General features: G+C 67.2%; 14 protein-coding genes. 3 read left to right on the forward strand and 11 right to left on the reverse strand.

Features of this window, described 5'->3' with window-relative positions:
• Nucleotides 1-150: 150 nt before the first annotated feature.
• Together SK571_RS43030 and SK571_RS43035 are read left to right on the forward strand one after the other, a co-directional pair.
• Nucleotides 151-516 carry a hypothetical protein gene (locus tag SK571_RS43030; protein WP_319989873.1) on the forward strand — a complete coding sequence of 122 codons (366 nt, stop codon included), beginning with the start codon at nt 151-153 and terminating at the stop codon, nt 514-516.
• 4 nt (nt 517-520) lie between these two features.
• Nucleotides 521-3,952, forward strand: a complete 3,432-nt coding sequence (locus tag SK571_RS43035) for a CHAT domain-containing protein (RefSeq protein WP_319989874.1) — start codon at nt 521-523, stop codon at nt 3,950-3,952.
• Between the two features lie 42 nt (nt 3,953-3,994).
• On the opposite strand, the gene SK571_RS43040 is transcribed toward SK571_RS43035, so the two are convergent.
• Nucleotides 3,995-4,793 (reverse strand): IS5 family transposase gene (locus tag SK571_RS43040; protein WP_406602110.1). Its coding sequence is split into 2 segments (ribosomal slippage): nt 3,995-4,460 and nt 4,459-4,793, totalling 801 coding nucleotides; the frame shifts between segments, so codons are not numbered across the junction.
• A 1,147-nt stretch (nt 4,794-5,940) separates the two neighbouring features.
• Nucleotides 5,941-7,041: an integrase core domain-containing protein gene (locus SK571_RS43045; protein ID WP_319989876.1), complete on the reverse strand. Its 1,101-nt coding sequence runs from the start codon at nt 7,039-7,041 to the stop codon at nt 5,941-5,943.
• 414 nt (nt 7,042-7,455) lie between these two features.
• On the opposite strand from SK571_RS43045, the gene SK571_RS43050 reads away from it, so the two are divergent.
• Nucleotides 7,456-8,205 carry a M23 family metallopeptidase gene (locus SK571_RS43050; RefSeq protein WP_319989877.1) on the forward strand — a complete coding sequence of 250 codons (750 nt, stop codon included), beginning with the start codon at nt 7,456-7,458 and terminating at the stop codon, nt 8,203-8,205.
• Here the strand turns inward: SK571_RS43050 and SK571_RS43055 are convergent.
• The 9 genes from SK571_RS43055 to SK571_RS43095 all read right to left on the reverse strand — a co-directional run bounded on the left by SK571_RS43055 (nt 8,192) and on the right by SK571_RS43095 (nt 18,597).
• Entirely contained in the window at nt 8,192-8,719 is a 528-nt protein-coding gene (locus SK571_RS43055; protein WP_319989878.1) for a carboxymuconolactone decarboxylase family protein, read from the reverse strand. The genes SK571_RS43050 and SK571_RS43055 overlap by 14 nt on opposite strands.
• Before the next feature lie 68 nt (nt 8,720-8,787).
• Nucleotides 8,788-10,221, reverse strand: coding sequence for an MFS transporter (locus SK571_RS43060; protein ID WP_319989879.1), 1,434 nt, complete (start codon nt 10,219-10,221; stop codon nt 8,788-8,790).
• Nucleotides 10,222-10,352: 131 nt separating this feature from the next.
• Nucleotides 10,353-10,838, reverse strand: coding sequence for a DUF4396 domain-containing protein (locus SK571_RS43065; protein ID WP_319989880.1), 486 nt, complete (start codon nt 10,836-10,838; stop codon nt 10,353-10,355).
• A 465-nt stretch (nt 10,839-11,303) separates the two neighbouring features.
• Nucleotides 11,304-13,706 (reverse strand): heavy metal translocating P-type ATPase, encoded by a 2,403-nt coding sequence (locus SK571_RS43070; RefSeq protein WP_319989881.1) that lies wholly within the window; start codon nt 13,704-13,706, stop codon nt 11,304-11,306.
• Between the two features lie 2 nt (nt 13,707-13,708).
• Nucleotides 13,709-14,581: a DMT family transporter gene (locus tag SK571_RS43075; protein WP_319989929.1), complete on the reverse strand. Its 873-nt coding sequence runs from the start codon at nt 14,579-14,581 to the stop codon at nt 13,709-13,711.
• Between the two features lie 41 nt (nt 14,582-14,622).
• Nucleotides 14,623-16,056, reverse strand: a complete 1,434-nt coding sequence (locus SK571_RS43080; protein WP_319989882.1) for a multicopper oxidase family protein — start codon at nt 16,054-16,056, stop codon at nt 14,623-14,625.
• Nucleotides 16,053-17,516: an ABC transporter permease gene (locus tag SK571_RS43085; protein ID WP_319989883.1), complete on the reverse strand. Its 1,464-nt coding sequence runs from the start codon at nt 17,514-17,516 to the stop codon at nt 16,053-16,055. Before SK571_RS43085 ends, SK571_RS43080 begins: the two co-directional genes overlap by 4 nt.
• Entirely contained in the window at nt 17,513-18,172 is a 660-nt protein-coding gene (locus tag SK571_RS43090; RefSeq protein ID WP_319989884.1) for an ABC transporter ATP-binding protein, read from the reverse strand. Before SK571_RS43090 ends, SK571_RS43085 begins: the two co-directional genes overlap by 4 nt.
• Nucleotides 18,169-18,597 (reverse strand): hypothetical protein, encoded by a 429-nt coding sequence (locus SK571_RS43095; RefSeq protein WP_319989885.1) that lies wholly within the window; start codon nt 18,595-18,597, stop codon nt 18,169-18,171. Before SK571_RS43095 ends, SK571_RS43090 begins: the two co-directional genes overlap by 4 nt.

Genomic DNA, 18,597 nt, shown 5'->3' on the forward strand with positions numbered 1-18,597 from the left:
GACTCCAACCGCACAAGAACCGTGGACACATCAAGTGTCGACGTGCCCAGCCGCGCATTTCGCGTCGATGCCTGCCCGCATCGAATTTGCAGATTGCCCGGCTGGCCTGTTCTCCCATCACCCGAGTTCGGTTCTCGCTATGGTTGACCGGTGACAGTGATCTTGATGTGGCAGCAGGGCGATGCCGTCGGCGAGGTGGAGTTCGTCGTGTCCGAGCCCCACGCGGACGAGCTGCAGGCGCTGCTCGAAGAGCACGATGTGAAGGCCGAACGCCGATCACTCCACCTGCGCAGCGCAGGTGCTCAAGTTCTGGCAACCGTGGTGACGATCGCCGAGAACCCAGCCGCATGGGCCACCCTCGGCGTCGCCGTGAAGACATTCCTGGACCGTCACAAGGGCAAGGAGATCCGCCTCGACGAGAACGGTGTGAACGAGGCCAAGAACTACTCCGCCCGCGACATCGAACGAATCGTGAAAGCGCTGTCCGAGACCCCGCCGGACGACGACGAGCAGTAGTCACGTGCAGCGCAACCAGATGGTGGACGCCATCCACGAGATCGTCGTCTCCAGCACCGATACCCTGCTCCGCGAGACGGGATTTGTTCCCCGGCCTCAGGTTCACCTGCTGCTCGAACACCTCGACCGGCCGTATGTCGGCTACGTCGAGACACCGGACTTCAGCCGCGGCGCGGACGCCGCATGGGCAATCCGCGGACTCGGCATCCTGCCTTCCGTCCTGGCTGCCTCCCGGCTGCTCGTCGTGTGGGAACACCTCGACCTATGCACTGCTCTGGAGATTGAGGTGCAGCACACGGCGTCCGCGCTCATGGTGCTGGAGGCGTCGCTCGACGACCACGTGCTGACCGCGCACCCGCTCACCGTCGACGTCGGACCGCCCTCGCCGTTCGGCATCACTGCGATCGTGGTGGCCTGGCATGACGCGGTGCAGTTCCCGCAGGCAGACCTCCCCGGCCCGGTGGCGGAGATTCTGTCGATGTGGCGCCTGCAAGTTCGGGACGACCCGACGCAGACGGTGGCAGGCCTGGAACAGGCCGGTTACCGCATCTCCTGGGTGAAACAGGACCTTCCCGAGACGCGTCCAGTGGCCGAGTCGGCCGCGGTCGCGGCATTCCTCGCCGTCGAGGAGGCGTTGTCCTCCGGCTCCCGCGCAGCGTGCGAGAACGCCGTTGCCGCGACGAGAAGAGTCGTCGCGGAACTCGCCGACGACGACGGACTGCACCTAGCCAACCTGGCAACGGCGCTGTTCGCTCTGTTCGAGCACGACGGCGACATCGAGATCCTGCGTGAAGCCGTGGAAGCCGCACGGTCAGTCGTCACGCGTCTGAAAAATGATCACGACCAATGGGCAGGCGTCATGTCGGTCATGAGCTGCGTGCTGCGGACGTGGTTCGAGTACACCGGTGATGCCGATGCGCTGAGTGAAGCGGTGTCCCTCGCACGCCGAGCAGCCGATGCCGTGCCGCAGGACGATCCGGCACGCAACGCGTGCCTGACCAACTTCTGTTCCGCGTTGCACACTTGGTGGCAACACACTTCGGATCCATCGGTGCTCGACGACATGGTGCGCGTCGGCCGTTCTGCGGTGAAAGCGAGCTCACCGAGCGACGCCCACTACTCGGGTGCGCACTCGACGCTTAGCCTCGCCCTGCGCGGCTCATATGAACACAGCGGTGACATTGCCTTGCTCGACGAGGCGATCACCACAGCACGATCCGCGGCCCGGTTCACCCCGGCGAGGCATCCGAAGCAGACTGCGCTCGCCGCCAACCTCGCCGGGGTGCTGCAGGCGAGGTACGACCTCACCGGTGAGCTTCCGGTCCTCGACGAGGCGATCACCTTGGCAAGGCAAGCGGTGTCGGCGACACCCGCGACGCATCCAGATGGGCCGATGTACCGATCCGCCCTCTCCATCGCGTTGAAGCGGCGGTTCGAGCGAACGGCTGACCCCGACAGCCTGCACGAAGCGATCTCCGCCGCTCGCGAGTGCATCGAACTCACGCCGCACCGCCACCCCAATCGCCCGTTGTACCTGGCGAACCTGGCGGCCGTTCTCAGGGCTCAGTTCCACAACACACAAGACCTGCCTGTGCTCGACGAGTCCATCGCCCTGTTGCACCACGCCCTGGCAGACATCGCGGACGATCATCGTCACCGTGCCTTCATGACGTCCAACCTCGCCAACGCTTTCCGCGCCCGGTTCGAGTTCGCCGGCGAGATCCAGGATCTCGACGAGGCCATCATGCTGGGCCGGAAGGCGGTTGGTCACCTGGCCGAGGGCCATCCACAGCGCGCCAAGTTGTCGTACAACTCCGCGATGACGCTGATGGCGAAATACGAGCTCGTACAAGACGATTCGCTTCTCAGCCAATGCCTGCTCGCGCTGGAGACCACGGCTTCGGACCGCACCGCCGAGTTCGCGGTCCGCATCGACGCCGCGGAACAGTGGGGCCGGATCGCGTCGAACACCGGAAGGCTCGACGAAGCGGCCCGCGGGTTCGCCACCGCTGTTCACCTGCTTCCGAGACTTGTTCCCCGGAACCTGGAGATGTCCGACTCCGAGCACTGGCTGGCGCGTTACTCCGGCATCGCCGGCGACGCGGCCGCGTGCATGATCGAGCTGGGATGTCCTGAGCACGCGCTCGAGCTCCTGGAAATGGGACGCGCAGTCTTGTTGTCCCAAGCCATCGACGGAAGACATGACCTTACCCAACTCCGTGAGCACTCCCAGGAGCTAGCAGACCGCTACGGGTGGCTGTGCGCCCAGCTCGACACCGACCCCGCGGAGTCCGAGCCCGCAGACCAACGCCGGGCGATGGCGGACGAGCTCGACGCCGTGATCGACCGCATCCGATCCCTGCCTGGACTCGACCGCTTCCTGCTCGCTCCCACCGCATTCGCGTTGATCGAGCAAGCAGCGGAAGGTCCGCTCGTCGTGATCAACACCAGCCGGTACCGCTGTGATGCGCTGATCGTCACGCCCGGAGGCGTGCAGCTGCAACCACTCCCGGCGTTGACAGAGTACGAACTGCAGGAGCGCCTCGAAGATCTCTTGCACGCGTTGAACGTCGACCGACCTTCCCCGATTCGAGAAGCGCAGAAGCGCGCCGAACGAACGATCCGTGACGTGCTCGCGTGGCTGTCAGACACCATCACCGCTCCGATCCTGAACGCCCTGGAACGCGAACCGAACCGTTCTCCGGCTCGTCTCTGGTGGATTCCGACTGGATTGCTCAGCTTCTTCCCGCTCCACGCCGCAGGATCCACTCTGGACCAGGTCGTATCGTCTTATGCACCTACCATCCGCTCGCTCGCCCACGCGCGTTCCACGAGTTCGCCGACGTCAGATCAGCCCGAGGTTCTCGTCGTCGCGATGCCGACCACCCCAGGTGAACGCCCCCTGCGCGGAGCGACCGCCGAAGCGAAGATCGTCTCCGACAGAATGCCCGCAACCAGATTGCTGACCAGCGAGGCCGCGACGCGCGACGCCGTTCTCGCCGGCCTGGCGGACAGCACGTGGACGCACTTCGCCTGCCACGGCGTGAACAACCCCACCAGTCCGTCAGACAGCCACCTCCTCACCCACGACCACCAACGCCACCCGCTGACCGCACGCGCGGTGGCGCGGCTGCGCTTGCAGCAGGCGGAGTTCGCCTACCTGTCCGCCTGTCACACCGCCGCGTCGACCACCAAGCTCGCGGACGAGGCCATCCACGTCGCCTCCGCGTTCCACCTCGCCGGCTACCGGCACGTTGTCGGCACGCTGTGGGCAATCGAGGACCAGGCCGCAGTCGACATCGCGGAACACTTCTACAGCCAGGTCAACGGTGCCGAGCACTCCGCCGTCGCGCTGCACAGCTCAATTCTCCGGATGCGTGAGCAGCACCCGAAAGCACCGTCGCTGTGGGCGAGCCACATCCACATCGGCGCTTGAGAGGATGGCCGGTGCACCAAGAGAACGTCCCGATAAGAACTCCTAACTCAATGAGAGGTTGCGGAGTCGGCGCCAGCAGATGATGCCGCAGGCCAGGCTGAGGAAGGCTTCATGGATGTCGTCGCGGATCTCCCAGCGGATCCGCAGGCGGCGGAACCAGTGCAGCAGCGCGAAGGTCTGCTCGACGACCCAGCGGTAGATGCCCAGTCCGGAGCCGTGTTCGATGCCGCGGCGGGCGATCATCGGTCTGATGCCCTTGGCGCGTACAAGGTCGCGGTACTTGTCGTGGTCGTAGCCGCGGTCGGCGTACACGGCGTCGGGCCGGAACCGGGGCCGGCCGCGTTTGCCGCGCACCGGAGGGATTCGGTCGATCAGCGGCATCAGCTGGGTGACGTCGTTGCGGTTGCCGCCGGTCAAGGACACGGCCAGCGGGATGCCGTGTCCTTCGGTGATCAGGTGGTGCTTCGAGCCCGTTCTGGCGCGGTCGACCGGGCTCGCACCGGTTTGGGCCGCCTTTGAGGGCGCGCACGTGCGAGCCGTCGATCACCACCCGCGACCAGTCCAGCGCGTCCGCGGCGTTGAGCTCGGCGAGCAGGTTCTCGTGCAACCGCTGCCAGACGCCGGCCTGGTGCCAGTCCCGCAGCCGCCGCCACGCGGTCATGCCCGAGCCGAACCCGAGCTCCTGAGGCAAGAACTCCCACGGGATCCCGGTGTAGAGCACGAACAGGATGCCGCACAACACCTTCCGGTCATCCAGCCGCTTACGACCCGGATGATCCGTACGCCGCGGGACCACCGGAAGCAGCGGCTCGATCCGTGCCCACAACTCGTCGGACACGATCCACGGAAGCTGCTCACCCTTCCTCACAACAAGGTCAACACACCGATGATCAACAGTATTCCAAGATCATTCTGTTAGGAGTTCTAAGTCAGAACCTGATCAATGGAACGGTCAACGGCGCCGTGGTGCAGGCCGGAATCGTCAACGGCGGGGTCACGTTCGTCGGGGCGAGCTCGCGCTACAGGCTGGACTTCCACGGAGACCCAGCCAACACCCCGGCGAGGCTGCCACGAGACAGTCCGAGCTATCTGCTGGACAGCAGGTCCGAGGTCGTGCCGTTTCGGCCACGCCCTCGTGCACAGCAACGACTTCAGACCTGGCGCGACTCGCGTAGCGAACTCTCCGTGCTGCTCGTGCACGGCCCTGGTGGACAAGGAAAAAGCAGGCTCGCCGCCCAGTTCGCGAACGAAACGTCAGCGAAGGGCTGGTCAGCCGCAGACGCGAGCCGAACAACGGATCACCCCGGTCAGGCGCGTCAGGATCCCTCGTCCGCCTGCCACCCCCTCCTGGTCGTCGTCGACTATGCGGATAGATGGGAAGCAGAACTACTGGCCGAGTTCATCGGTACGCTTGCCGACGAACGTGCTGGGCTGGTGACCCGCGTCCTGTTACTCGCCAGATCCGCTGACCTGTGGTGGCGCGACGCCTCCAGCAAACTCGATCGCTTCACCGAGCCGGCGGCCCCGCTGCACCTAGACGGGTTCGAGGAGAACGACCTGCCCAGCGCGTTCGATGATGCGGTGGAAGCGTTCCAACGGGAACTCAAGCTGCCGTTGGTCCCGATCGCGATGCCCAACGGCGTCGGCGAGATCGACGTCTCCCCGCTGGCTCTGCACATGACAGCGTTGGCGGTGACCTGCGCGCATCGCGACCACGTCCCCGTTCCAGCACGACGAGATCTATCCCGGTTCCTGCTGCACAGGGAACGACGGTATTGGGCTGATCAAGCCGCCCTCATCGAGCGAGTGGCGTTCGTCGCAACCTTGTTCGGGCCGTTCGAATCAGCCAGAGCGGCGCGCTCGATGCTCTGCTCCGCGCGAATAGCCGACGGCGAGGCTGAGGCGGATCGCGTCCTGCACACCTACCAGCGCTTCTACCCTTCGGGTCGCGGGCACGTTGTGCGTGCCGGAAATTACATCCGCACAGGTCAAGCGGCATGCCGATACTCGTGGAGGACTCCACCGAGACGGTCCCGTCGGAGTACCGCGAGGCGTTCGATCCGGTCAGGTCCAAGGGGTTGGGGTCGGGCTCGCAAGGGTGCTGCGGCGGCGAGGGATCGGTGGGTGCGGTGCTGGTTGTAGTGCTGCTCGTACGCTTGTAGCGCGTGCCGGAGGTGGGCGTCGTTCCAGATCAGTGTGCGGTCCAGGAGCTCGCCGCGCAGCGTCTTGCCCCAGCGTTCCATGATCGCGTTCATGCGGGGTACCCGGACGCCGGTCAGGATCGTCGTGATCCCTGCGCCGCTGAGGATGTCGTCGATGAGTGCGGGGTACTTGCCGTCACGATCATGGATGAGAAACCTGACTCGTGCGAGGCTGCCGGCGTCCTCGATGTGCATCAGGAGATTTCGGACGGCCTGTGTCACCCAGGCATGTGTTGGGTGCGCGGTTGTGCCGAGAATGCGCACGCGCCTACCCGCGTGGTGGACAGCGGCGAGGATGTACTGGCGTGCGCCGGTCAGCGTGACGGTCTCGATGAAATCCATCGCCAGGACCACCTCGGCCTGGGAACGCAGGAACTCGGCCCATGTAACGGTCGGTCGGTGTGGCGCCGTGTCGATGCCAGCAGCTTTGAGGATCTCCCACACGGTCGAAGGAGCGACCGTGACACCGAGGAGGGCGAGTTCTCCGTGGATGCGCCGATAGCCCCAGGAGGAGTTCTCGGCCGCCAGACGAAGGACAAGGCGGCGGATCGATGCCACGGTGCGCGGACGCCCACGCCTTCGACGCCGGCTCGCCTGGGCGTGGCGACGCTTCACCAGGTCACGATGCCATCGCAGCACCGTGTCCGGGCTGACCAGCAGTCGGAGTCGGCGCAGAGTTGCGCGGGCCAGCGGCGTCAGGAGCGCGGCGAGGAACGCCCTGTCCTCAGGTCGAAGTTGTGGGCGTCGGTCGCCGAGTTGGCGTTGCAAGACGGTGAGTTGGTGGCGAAGAGCGAGAATCTCGACGTCCTTCTCGCGGTCAGTCAGTGGCAGTAGCCGCAACGCGGCGAAGGCGTGAGTGACGGCAAGGTAAGCGAAGCGGACTAGCACGGGGTGCGATCATGCCCGACGACCGCCAGCCACGCGCCGAGGCCGGCGACCTGCACGGACATACTTTTCGGCACGCACACGTTCACAGGCGGCACTGTTGGCCGACCTCTGCCGCGAGAAGCTGTACTGGGCGACGTGCTCGACCGTGTCGTCGAGCACGGTGACCTGTTCAGGGTGCTGCTCGAAGGACCAGCGACTCTGTGCCCCAACGACAAGCGGACTTCACGCAGGCGGCGACACGGTCGGGGTCGATCTTGTTCCGTTCCAGGAGCCGGCGCACGCCGTCGTTCGCCAGCAGGCAGAGCAGGAACGCGCAGCCGTCCAGATCGTGACCGGGCCGGGGTCGGGGGTCGATCACCAGCGGAGGCGCTTCGTCACCTCGCGCCCAGACGGCGAAAGTCCGGAGCTGAATTGGTGGCGGCCGCCGCCAGCGCCTCAGAGGTCGAGCGCGCGGCGGACGCCGAGTGGCGGAACCAGGCTGTTCGATTCAACCAAGTGATCACGGATGCTGTGCAGGGCTTCACAGCTGAGCTTTTGCAAGTGAGCGGTACGAGCGATCGCGAAGAGGCGGTCGCTCCCGATTTGGTTGCGGAGAGCAGCCGAAGCTTCGAGGCTGCGGGCACTGCGCGTAACGCGGCACGTAGCAAGTCCGACGCCGCGGACAAGGCAGTTGAGGATGCCGCCGCAGACCTGCGGCGCCGGCTCGACGAACTGGCGAAGCGGCGAACCGCCCAGAGCTGGCCGCTTCCGGTGGTGCTGCGAGGTCGGGAGGTTCGAAGGTGTTCGCTCCGACGCCGGGGCGTTGTCACATCGAACTTCGCGCCGCGTTGGGGCGCGATGCACGACGATCTCGACGTCGCCAACCGCATCGACACGCCCGTTGTTTCCGTGATGGACGGTGTCGTAGCGGAAGCAGGGCCCGCCAGCGGTTTCGGGCTGTGGGTGAAGATCGTGCATACCGACAGGACGACGGCGATCTACGGACATGTCGACAGTTACTCGGTACGTGCCGGGCAGCGAGTGAGCGCCGGCCAGGTCATCGCCGCGATGGGCAACCGCGGCGAGTCGACTGGTCCGCACCTTCACTACGAGATCTGGGACAGCAGCGGCCGCAAGATCGACCCTCTGGTGTGGTTGCGAGGGAAGGGAGTCATGGCCTGGTGATCGACGGTTCGATGCCCACGACGAGGTTGAACGCGCCGGTGAGCAGGTTGAGAGCCACGACCCCGACCACGTCGGCGATGACCCGGTCGCTCCAGCCGTGTGCCCGCAGGTCCGCGACATCGTCGTCTGAGATTCCGGACGGCTCCGCGAGAACGCGCACCGCGAAGGCGATCAGTGCTGCCTCCCGCGGATCGACGGCGGTTCCCTGGCGTGCGAGGACGATGTCGCTGTCGCTGACCCCGTTCGCACGGGCAGCCTCAGTGTGAGCAGCCAAGCAGGTGCCGCAACCGATCCACTCCTGCGCGGCAAGGGAGATCTTCTCGCTGAGGGCGCGCGGCAGCTTCACGCGCTTGAGCGCTCGTGAGAAGTCCAGGTAGCCCTGCAGCAGTGCGGGCGAGTGGGCCATGGTGCTCACCATGTCGCCGACCGAACCATGTCGCGTGATGATCTCGGTGAGCAGCCCGCGAGACTTCTCTGGGGCGTCTGCGGGGTCGAGGGCGAGGATGCGTCGCATGTGGAATTCCTGAAACGGGAGGGTTGCCGCCCGCCGTGGTGAGGCGGGCGGCAACCGAGGTGGATGATTCAGACGTTGGCCGACTCGCGCTCGGCGTCCGGCGCAGCCGCACGGCTGCCGCGCAACGTCCCGGCCGCGACGAGCGCACCCACGATCGCGATGCCGGCGGCACCGATGAAGGCGGCGGACACTCCGGTGGTCAGCGCGTTGACGTCACCGAGCTGGCTGGCTCCGTACGAGGCGGCCAGCGCGGTCATCGCGGCCAGGCCGAGTGCGGACCCGATCTGGTAGCTGGTGTTGACGATGCCCGACGCGAGGCCGCCCTCTTCCGGGCGAGCGCTCGAGATGGCCGTGCCCAGCGACGGGATGAACGCCAGCGCCATGCCGGTGGCCGCCACCAGCGAGGCGGGCAGCACGTCCACCCAGTAGTTGCCGTCCGGACGGGCCAGCGCCAGCCAACCCAGACCAGCCGCGAGCACGACCAGACCGGTGACCACCATCGACTTGACGCCGAACCGCGCCGTGAGCCGAGGTGCCACGACCACCATCAGCACCATGATCGCGGTGGTCATCGGCAGCAGCGCCGAGCCGCTCGCGAAGGCACCGAGGCCCAGCACCTGCTGCAGGTAGAGGTTCAGGAAGAACCACATCGGGATCCACGCGCCACCGAGCAGCAACTGCGCGACGTTCGCCGCACCGAGCTGCGGCGTGCGGAAGATGCCCAGCCGCACCAGCGGAGCCTTCCGCCTGGCCTGGATCAGCAGGAACGAACCCAGCAGCACGACGGCGACGATCAAGCCGACGATCGTCTCGGCCGAGGCCCAACCCGCTTCGGGAGCGCGCACGACGGCGTAGACCGCCACCGCGAGTCCCGCGGTCACCGTGATCGCGCCGAGCAGGTCGATCGAGCCGCGCTGAGCGGCACCTGCGGGCATCAGGGCCGGGATGGCGATCAGGGCGATCACGGCGATCGGCACGTTGATGTAGAAGACCCATGGCCAACTCAGGTATTCGGTGATGACGCCACCGAGGAACACGCCCGCGGTGCCACCGGCCGGAGCGGCGGCGCCGTAGACGGCGAGCGCTTTGCCGAGCTGCGCCGGTTCACTGCCGAACAGCATCATCAGCAAGGTCAGGGCCGACGGGGCGATCAGCGCGGCTCCGGCGCCCTGCACCGCGCGACCGAGCAGCTCGACCCAGATCTCGCCCGCGGCGCCGGCGACGACGGAGCCCACCAGGAGCACCAGCCAGCCGGTGGCGAACATGCGGCGGGCACCGAACAGGTCGGACAGCTTGCCGCCGAGCAGCAGCAGCCCACCGAACGCGACGACGTAGGCGTTGAAGACCCAGGACAGGTTCTCCTGGGAGAAGCCGAGATCCGCCTGGATCCTCGGCAGGGCCACCCCGATGATCGAGGTGTCCATGATGACCATGAACTGTGCCGCGGCGATGAGGGCGAGTGCCCACCATCTGCGCGGGGCGGACTTATCCACACTGGACATTTCATATACTCCATACTGGTAGGGGGTATCATCGGGACAGATTTCTGCCCAGGTGACGCAAAGCAGCTACCCCTGCGAAACGGAAGATCTCGACGGACCGTGGCCGCGAGTCTCTCGCGGCCACGGTTCACTCAGTGGTGGTGATGACCTTCATGGCCGCCACCGTGGTACTGGTGCACCACCGCGTGCCCCTTGCCGCGCGAGATCAGCCAGCGATTGACCGGAACCGTGATCACGAACGCCACTGCCAGCGCGAATGCGAGACTCACCCAGAACAACCAGCTGCCGAGGCCCGCTTCCATCGCGCCCGGCACAGCCAGCATGATCCCGTTGTCGACGATCTCCATCACGGCGATGGAGACGGTGTCCGCCGCGAACGCCACGCCGATGGCGGCACGGAGAGGCAACCCGGACTTCAGCACGGGCCTGATGGTGAGCGCGTAGCCGAACACGAAGGCAAGGGTCACCGCGAGCGCGATGGTCGACAGGTTCGACCAGCCCAGCGCGGTACCGATGACCATGCCGAGCACCTCACCGATCGCACAGCCGGTGAGGCAGTGCAGCGTCGCAGAGATGGCGAGCTTCGTCAGATTTGATTGCGCACCAGCGTGATTCATGACCTGTTCCCCTGCCTTACCTCTCGGCCACATACCCTGCCGGGGTATGCTGTGGCGAAGATACGCTTATACCCCCTAGGGGTGTCAAGGCCATCTTCGAGGAGGCGTCGATCGCGCGGCTCACCGCTCTCTCGAACCGAGGAGGCAGTGCGAGGACGCCCGAGCGGCAAGCTGCGCTACGTGGACGCGGCAGGAATCGACTTGCAGGTGCTCCCCCGCACCGTTCTCGGCGCCCCACCCGCTGGCGGTCGAGCTCCAGCGTTCTGTCCACGAGCTCGGCTTCAAGAGAGCGCTCGTCAACGGCCTGGTCGATGGCCGCTTTCTGGACGATCCCGGTTCAACCGGTGTGGGCCCAGGCCGAGCAGTCATGTACTCCAGCTCGTGGGCGCTGACATCTTTTGAACCACGATGCCCTGCCCCTCAGGGGAGGAACAGGGCACCGCGACGGATGTTCAAGTCCGCGGTCTATGAGCCGGACGCGACCCTGTTGCGTGTGGCCAACTGTGCACGCGGCGCCGCAGGCTCCACGGTCTCCGCCGTGGGCAGGCGCAACCGCTTGAGCGCCAGGGCGTTCAGCGCGACGATCAGGCTGGAGCCGGACATCGACAGCGCGGCGATCTCCGGACGCAGCATGAGGCCGAAGGCCGGTTCGAACACGCCGGCCGCGATCGGCAGCGCGATGGCGTTGTAGCCGATGGCCCAGCCCAGGTTCTGGCGCATCTTGCGCAACGTGCCGCGGCCGATGCGCAGCGCGATCGGGACGTCGAGCGGGTCGGAACGCATCAACACGACATCGGCGGTCTCGATCGCCACGTCGGTGCCCGCGCCGATGGCGATCCCCAGATCAGCCTGCGCCAACGCCGGCGCGTCATTGACGCCGTCACCGACCATGGCGACCTTGCGGCCATTGTTCTGCAGCTCAGCGATCTTGGTCGCCTTGTCGCCGGGCAGCACCTCGGCGATCACGGTGTCGATGCCCAGCTGTGCGGCGATCCGTGCGGCGGTGGCCTGGTTGTCCCCGGTCAGCATGACCACCTCGACACCCAGGTCGTGCAGAGCCGCGACGGCCGCGACCGAGGTGTCCCTCGGCGCGTCGGCGATACCGATCACGGCTGCCGTGACGCCGTCCACCGACACCAGCACGGCGGTGCGGCCGGTAGCGGCCAGCTCGTCGCGACGCGCCGCGAACGTCCCCAGATCGACGTTCTCCCTCTCGAGCAGGCGCCGGTTCCCGATCACCACACGGCGACCGTCCACATGCGCGATCGCGCCGTGTCCTGGCACGTTCTCGAACCGCTCGGCGCTGGCGGCAGCGACGCCGAGTGCGTCGGCATGACGGACGACGGCCTCGGCGAGCGGATGTTCGGACTCGCGTTCCACGGCGGCCACCAGCCGCAGCAGCTCGTCCTGCGGCATGCCGTCGATGATCACGTCGGTGACCTCGGGCTCGCCCTTGGTGAGGGTGCCGGTCTTGTCCATCACGACGACCTGGATGCGCGCGGAGGTCTCCAATGCCATGGCGTTCTTGAACAGCACACCGCGTTTCGCACCCATGCCCGTACCGACCATGATCGCCGTCGGCGTGGCCAGACCGAGCGCGTCCGGGCAGGTGATCACCACGACCGTGATCGCGAACAGCATCGCGGTGGCGAACGTGCTGCCGGTCAGCAGCCACGTGGCGAGGGTGGCGCCACCGCCGATGAGGGCCACCAACACCAACCAGAACGCAGCGCGATCGGCGAGCCGCTGGCCGGGCGCCTTGGAGTTCTGCGCCTCCTGCACGAGCTTGACGATCTGGGCCAGTGCGGTGTCAGAGCCGACCTTGGTCGCCCGGACGCGCAGGGCGCCGTTGGCGTTGATGGTGGCGCCGATGACCGCAGAGCCGGGGGCCTTGTGCACCGGCAGGCTCTCGCCGGTCACCATCGACTCGTCGACCTCCGACTCGCCCTCCTCGACCAGGCCGTCGACGGCGATCTTCGCGCCGGGCCGGACGAGCAGCAGGTCCCCGACGACGACCTCGGCGGTGCTCACCTCGACCGGTTCACCGTCGCGGATCACGACGGCCTTGGGCGGCGCGAGGTCGAGCAGCGTGCGGATCGCGTCATTGGCGCCGCCGCGGGCCCGCATCTCGAACCAGTGCCCCAGCAGCACGAACGCCGCCAGCACGGTCGCTGCCTCGTAGAACACCTCACCGCCACCGGTCAGCGTGATGACCAGTGAGTACAGCCATCCCGATCCGACGGCGACCGCCACGAGAACCATCATGTCCAGCGTCCTGGCCCGCAGTGCCCTGACCGCTCCGTCGAAGAAGATCCAGCACGAGTAGAAGATCACCGGCAGGCTGAGCACCAGTGCCCACACGTCCTGCCGCACCCCGAACGGCGTCGGCAGGTGCAGGCCGAACACCTCGGTGCCGATCGGCGACCACAACACGATCGGGAGTGAGAACACCAGCGCGACCAGGAAGCGGTTGCGCATGTCGGCGACCATCGCCGCCATCGACATGCCGGTGTGCCCTCCGTGGCCCATCGCCTCGTGCGGAGACCGCAACGTCTCCGCGTGATCGTGATCGTGATCGTGATGGTCGTGGTCGTGCCCGGCCCTGTCTGGCTCCTCCATGGGGTCGCAGATGTGATGGGGCACCGACTGGCCGGCGCAGTGGTAGCCGCAGTCGATCACCCACTGACGCAGCGCGGCGACGGAGGTGCGGGACGGGTCGAAGACCACCGTCGCCGTCTGGGCCGTGGGATTGACCGAGACGTCGAGCACTCCGGGTCGCCTGCCCAGCCTGGCGTTGACGACGTTCTGCTCGGACGCCCACCGCAGTCCGCTGACGTCGAGCACGGCTGTGCTGGTGTGATCACTCATGATCATGCCTTCCTGGCCCGCGGTCGATGTGCGGCCCGACTGGACTGGATTACCAACAGGAGAGCCGCGATGACGATCGCGTCGCCAAGCCCCTCCATCAGCGTGACGCGCTCGCCGAGAACCGCAACACCGAACGCGACGCCGACCACCGGGACGAGCAGCGTCCAGGCGGTGACCGAGGTGAGCGATGCGCGGCGCAGCTCGCCGAACCACAGCACGTACGGCAGTGCTGTCGCGCCTGCGGAAAGCACGAACAGCGCCGTGATGAACCGGGCGCTCCAGGTGATGGTGGTGGGCGGGCCTTCGGTGACCACGGCGACCACCGACAGAACCGTGCCGCCGATCAGGAACTGCCACACGCCCAGGGCGAGCAGGTCGACATCGGTCAGGCGGCGGGCCAGCAGTGCACCCGCGGTGATACCGGCGGCGGCCAGCACCGCGAGGCCTGCTCCCCCGCCGAGACCGGTCGGCGCGGCCACCAGCACCAGCCCGCCGAATCCGAGCGCCACCCCCGCGATCTCGACCGCCCGTGGTCGCTCGGCGTACAACCACCAGGCGGGCAACACGATCAGCAACGGCGCCGAGTTGCTCAGCACCGCGGCGGCCCCGCTTGTCAGGCCGCTCGTGCTGGCGAACATCGCACCGAAGGTGAGCGCGACATTTGTCAGCGCCAACACGCAGATGAGACCCCAAGTACCTGCTCGGCGGGGAAGCACTGTCGCGTTCGCCTCCCGGCCGGCGATCAAGAGAACGGCGAGCAGCAACAGTCCGGTCACCAGGGCGCGCAGGGAGGCGAACCACAGCACTGAAGCGTCCCGCATGCCCCACGTGATCAGCACATAGCACGAACCCCAGCCCACGACGACGATCAGCATGCGCCACGGACGCACCCCTGTTGCCTCGGCACGCGCGGCGATCACGTCTGGTAGCCCAGTGCCGTCGCCATGCCCGCTTCGGCGTGGTAGGTGTTGTGGCAGTGGACCATCCACTGGCCGGGATTGTCGGCGTCGAAGTCACAGGCCACCGTCTGACCCGGCAGCACGATCGCGGTGTCCTTGCGTGGCCCGCCGGCGATCTGGAACGTGTGGCCGTGCAGGTGCATCGGGTGCCACATCATCGTGCTGTTCACGAACTCGACGCGCACTCTTTGTCCACTTCGGACCCGTGCAGGGTTGGTGAGATCACCCGCACGCCCGTTGATCCCCCACTCGTAGCTCATCATTCCTCCGGTGAGCGCGAGCCGGTGCACGACGTCGGGCTGCTTGGCAGCCAACACCACCGAGTCGGCCGACCTCAGATCCGCGTACCCGACGACCTTTCCGCGCAGCTCTGCGGGTTGCACAGTCGGTTCAGGCACACCGCCCGAGCCGGTGCGCACCACCGCGAACGCGACACCGGACTTGGCTTCGGCCTGTGCCACCAACCCGAACGCACCGTCACCGAGTTCGATCAGCACGTCGTAGCGCTCACCCATGCCGATCAGCAGCGCGTCGGTGGTCACCGGAACGACCGGGAAACCGTCGGTGTGGGTCACTGTCATGCGATGTCCACCAAGCGCGACCCGGAAAGCGGTGTCGGAACCCGCGTTGATGAACCGGACGCGGACACGCTGCCGCGGCCCCGCCTGGAAGGTGACCGGCGCCGCCGGAACGCGGCCGTTGATCAGATAGTGCGGATAGGTCACGTCACCGGTGAGCTGCTGGGCCGCGGCACCGCCCATGCCGTGCATGGAGTGGCCACCGCGCTGACGCAAACCGGCGAGCACCTCGTCCGGCGTGGTGCCGGTGCCGTCGATCCAGTCGTCGAGCACGACCGTCCACTCGGCGTCGTACCGGCCGGGCTCTGCAGGATCCTCGACGATCAGCGGCGCGTACAGGCCGCGGTCCAGCTGAGTCCCGGTGTGCGGGTGGAACCAGTACGTGCCGGGCGACGGCGCGATGAACCGGTAGGTGAACGTCTCTCCCGGCTTGATCGGCGGCTGGGTGAGATGCGGGGCCCCGTCCATGTCGTTGCGCAGTGCCAATCCGTGCCAGTGGACGGAAGTGTCCACGGGCAGCTGGTTGACCAAGCGAGCCTCGATCAGGTCTCCCGCACCCACTCGGAGCTCCCGTCCTGGCGCGGCTCCGTCATAGGTCCACGTGCTGACCACCGGACCGCCGAGATCGATCTGCCCGGTCGTGGCCGTGATCGTGACCGATCGGGTGCGGCCGGTGCCGCCGCGTGCCGCTTCTGCCTGCCCCACCAGCGGATCGGTGGGCAGAATCAGCGGAGATCCGGCTTCGGACGTGCAGGCCGTCAAAACACCGAGCGCGGTGACCCCGAGGAAGGCGCGGCGGTTGAATGGGCTCATGCCGGACTCCTCCGGAACAGTCGGGCCGCGGCCAGCCCGAGCACGACCAGCCAGCCGATGCCCAGCAGCAAGGCTCGCCACTCGTCGAAGGTCGCGGTCAGCGCACCGTCCAGGAGCACCCGGTCGGCGCCGTAGCCGGGCAGGAACCGCGCCCAGGCGGCTGGCTCGCCACGCAGCATGGGGCTTTGCGCGATGCCGATGTCCAGGAACGGCACCAGGAATGCGATGAGCACACCGGACACGCGGCCGAAGATCGGCCCCAGGCAGACCCCGAGCAGCGCGTAGGTCGCGGCGAGAAGGACGTTGCCACCCGCGTAGACGCCCCACTGCCGGGCGTCGAACACCGTGGCGGTGACCGAGAGAGATGCCGCCGTTACCAGCAGGACAGCGAAGCCGATCACCGTCAGCCGGGACGACAGCAGCGCGCCGGTGCGGAACCCGGCCAACGTGAGCCGCTGATCTCCGGATCGTGCGTCGAGAACGACGAACAGCCCGGCAAGGGTGGCCAGCGATCCGATCGCGATCGGGGTCATGGTCCCCGCGTGGACATCCGGCAGCCAGAATGAGAACGAGGACTCCTGTCCGTTGTCCACAAGGGACAGAACCATGCGCCCGTCCGGGGTGATCACCTTGGCCAGCCAGATGAACACGACCGGAACGACGATCAGCAATACCCAGAGCACCGGGTTGCGCCGGTAGTCGCGCAGCCCCATGCGCAAGCCGGTGGTGAACTGACCACCACGGCCGGTGCCGCGGTGCGCGACCCGCGTGGTGGCCGTGACCACGAACCAGGCCGCCAGCAGTGCGCCGAGCGTCCAGGTCGAAGCCCAGCCGAGGTCGCCGGGCCGACCGCCGTGGCGGGAGGGCAGGTCGACCATCCACAGTGTCACGAAATGGGTCGGGAACCAGCGGGTGGCGAGCCGGTCCGGTGAACCGATCGCGGGACCGAAGAAGACGTCCATGATCCACACGAAGAGGATCAGCACGGTGCCGTTGACCGGATTGCGCACGAGCACCCCGGTGAGTGCGCCGATCGCGAGGTAGATCACCGCGAACATGAGCGTTCCCGCGACGACCCGTCCCGGCGCGTCGATGCCGGTGCGTGCTGCGAGCGCGATCAGCGCGGCGGCGGACACCAGCACGGCCAGTGCGAGTCCCGTCGCCATGCGGGCGGCGACCAGGCGGGCGGACGGCAGGCCGGCGAGCACGAGCCGGCGATCCGCGGCCCGTGCGGCCCGCAGCTGGAAGTACATGGCCACCCCGGCCAGGAATCCAGCCGCCCACCCGGCCGCCGCGGTCTCCACGGACGGCCCGGTGCCGCCGAGCAGCTTCGCCGCCTCGGCCATCGATCCGGCCGCCACCACGACGAACACCACCGGCACGAGCACCAGCACCAGCAGGTTGACCGGGTTGCGGGCGTATTCGGTGAGGAACCGCCGCACGAACAACACCGTGGTCATCTCGGTACCGTCCGCCCGTCACGCAGGTCCACGATCCGGTCGAAGCGTTCCTCGTCGGCGACGAAATGGCTGATGATCAGCACCGAGCGGCCGGATTCCCGCCGTTGCGCCACCAGCTGCCAGAACCGGACATAGGTGTCCCAGTCGAACCCCGCGTAGGGCTCGTCGAGCAGCAACACCTCGGGATCGGCCAGCATTGCCAGACCGAGATTCAGCTTCGCCAGCGTGCCGCCGGAGAGCTGGTCGGCCCGTGTGGTCGCGTACCGCTCGAAGCCCAGCGCCTCGTACAACTCGCGGCGGGACCTGCGCTCCGCCTCCTGACTCATCCGGTATGCGCGGCCGAACAGTTCGAAGTGCTCGTCGCAGGTGAGCCGCTCGTAGATCACCGGTTCCTGCGGGCAATATCCGAGCTGGCCCGACACCGACACGGTTCCCGCGTCCGGGCGCAACGCACCGACCAGGATCTTCATCAGGGTGGACTTGCCAGAGCCGTTCTCCCCTACGAGGCCCGCCACCTCGCCGGGACGCAGGGTCAGGTCAGCGCCGCGCAGCACGTCCTGGCGGTGCCGGACCGGCCAGATACCACGCCGGTAGGTCTTCTCGATCCCGGATGCCACCAGCGCATCGGTGATATGTGTGGGAAGCCCGACGGTCATGGCGCACTCCAGGTGCCGGTCACGTCTTGGGGAAGTCCGATGACACGCAGGTCGGCCGTTGCACCCGCAGGAACCGGGGTGGCGAACCGCAGCGTTCCTTCGCGATGGTGCCCTCCAGGGCCCTGGCCTTCCCAGACGGCGCCGTCGGCAACTGCTCCGTTGACGGTCAGCTGCGCCGAGGCAGCGAGGTCGAGGTCCAGCTCCACGGTGTGGGTGTCGAGCACGATCTTGAACACGGCGCCGGAACCGTTCAGGGCGAGCGCGGTCATCGTCACCTCGACATCGCCGGCCTGCACCGTGCGGGTACCCAGGTCCGGGGTGTTCTCGTCAGGTCGGGAGAGCGACCACGCGATCACTCCGAGGATGGCCAGCGCGGCTGCGACCAGAACGGCGACACCGCGCCACGACGTGGTGATGTGAACCAT

The organism is Lentzea kristufekii (genome assembly GCF_033949925.1).
Lineage (GTDB): Bacteria > Actinomycetota > Actinomycetes > Mycobacteriales > Pseudonocardiaceae > Lentzea > Lentzea kristufekii.

Bases quoted from the DNA above. Each gene is read 5' to 3' on its own strand.
- SK571_RS43060 (WP_319989879.1), bottom strand. From the start codon at position 10,221: ATGTCCAGTGTGGATAAGTCCGCCCCGCGCAGATGGTGGGCACTCGCC.
- SK571_RS43080 (WP_319989882.1), bottom strand. From the start codon at position 16,056: ATGAGCCCATTCAACCGCCGCGCCTTCCTCGGGGTCACCGCGCTCGGT.
- SK571_RS43085 (WP_319989883.1), bottom strand. From the start codon at position 17,516: ATGACCACGGTGTTGTTCGTGCGGCGGTTCCTCACCGAATACGCCCGC.
- SK571_RS43055 (WP_319989878.1), bottom strand. From the start codon at position 8,719: ATGCGACGCATCCTCGCCCTCGACCCCGCAGACGCCCCAGAGAAGTCT.
- SK571_RS43065 (WP_319989880.1), bottom strand. From the start codon at position 10,838: ATGAATCACGCTGGTGCGCAATCAAATCTGACGAAGCTCGCCATCTCT.
- SK571_RS43070 (WP_319989881.1), bottom strand. From the start codon at position 13,706: ATGAGTGATCACACCAGCACAGCCGTGCTCGACGTCAGCGGACTGCGG.
- SK571_RS43090 (WP_319989884.1), bottom strand. From the start codon at position 18,172: ATGACCGTCGGGCTTCCCACACATATCACCGATGCGCTGGTGGCATCC.
- SK571_RS43095 (WP_319989885.1), bottom strand. From the start codon at position 18,597: ATGGTTCACATCACCACGTCGTGGCGCGGTGTCGCCGTTCTGGTCGCA.
- SK571_RS43075 (WP_319989929.1), bottom strand. From the start codon at position 14,581: ATGCTGATCGTCGTCGTGGGCTGGGGTTCGTGCTATGTGCTGATCACG.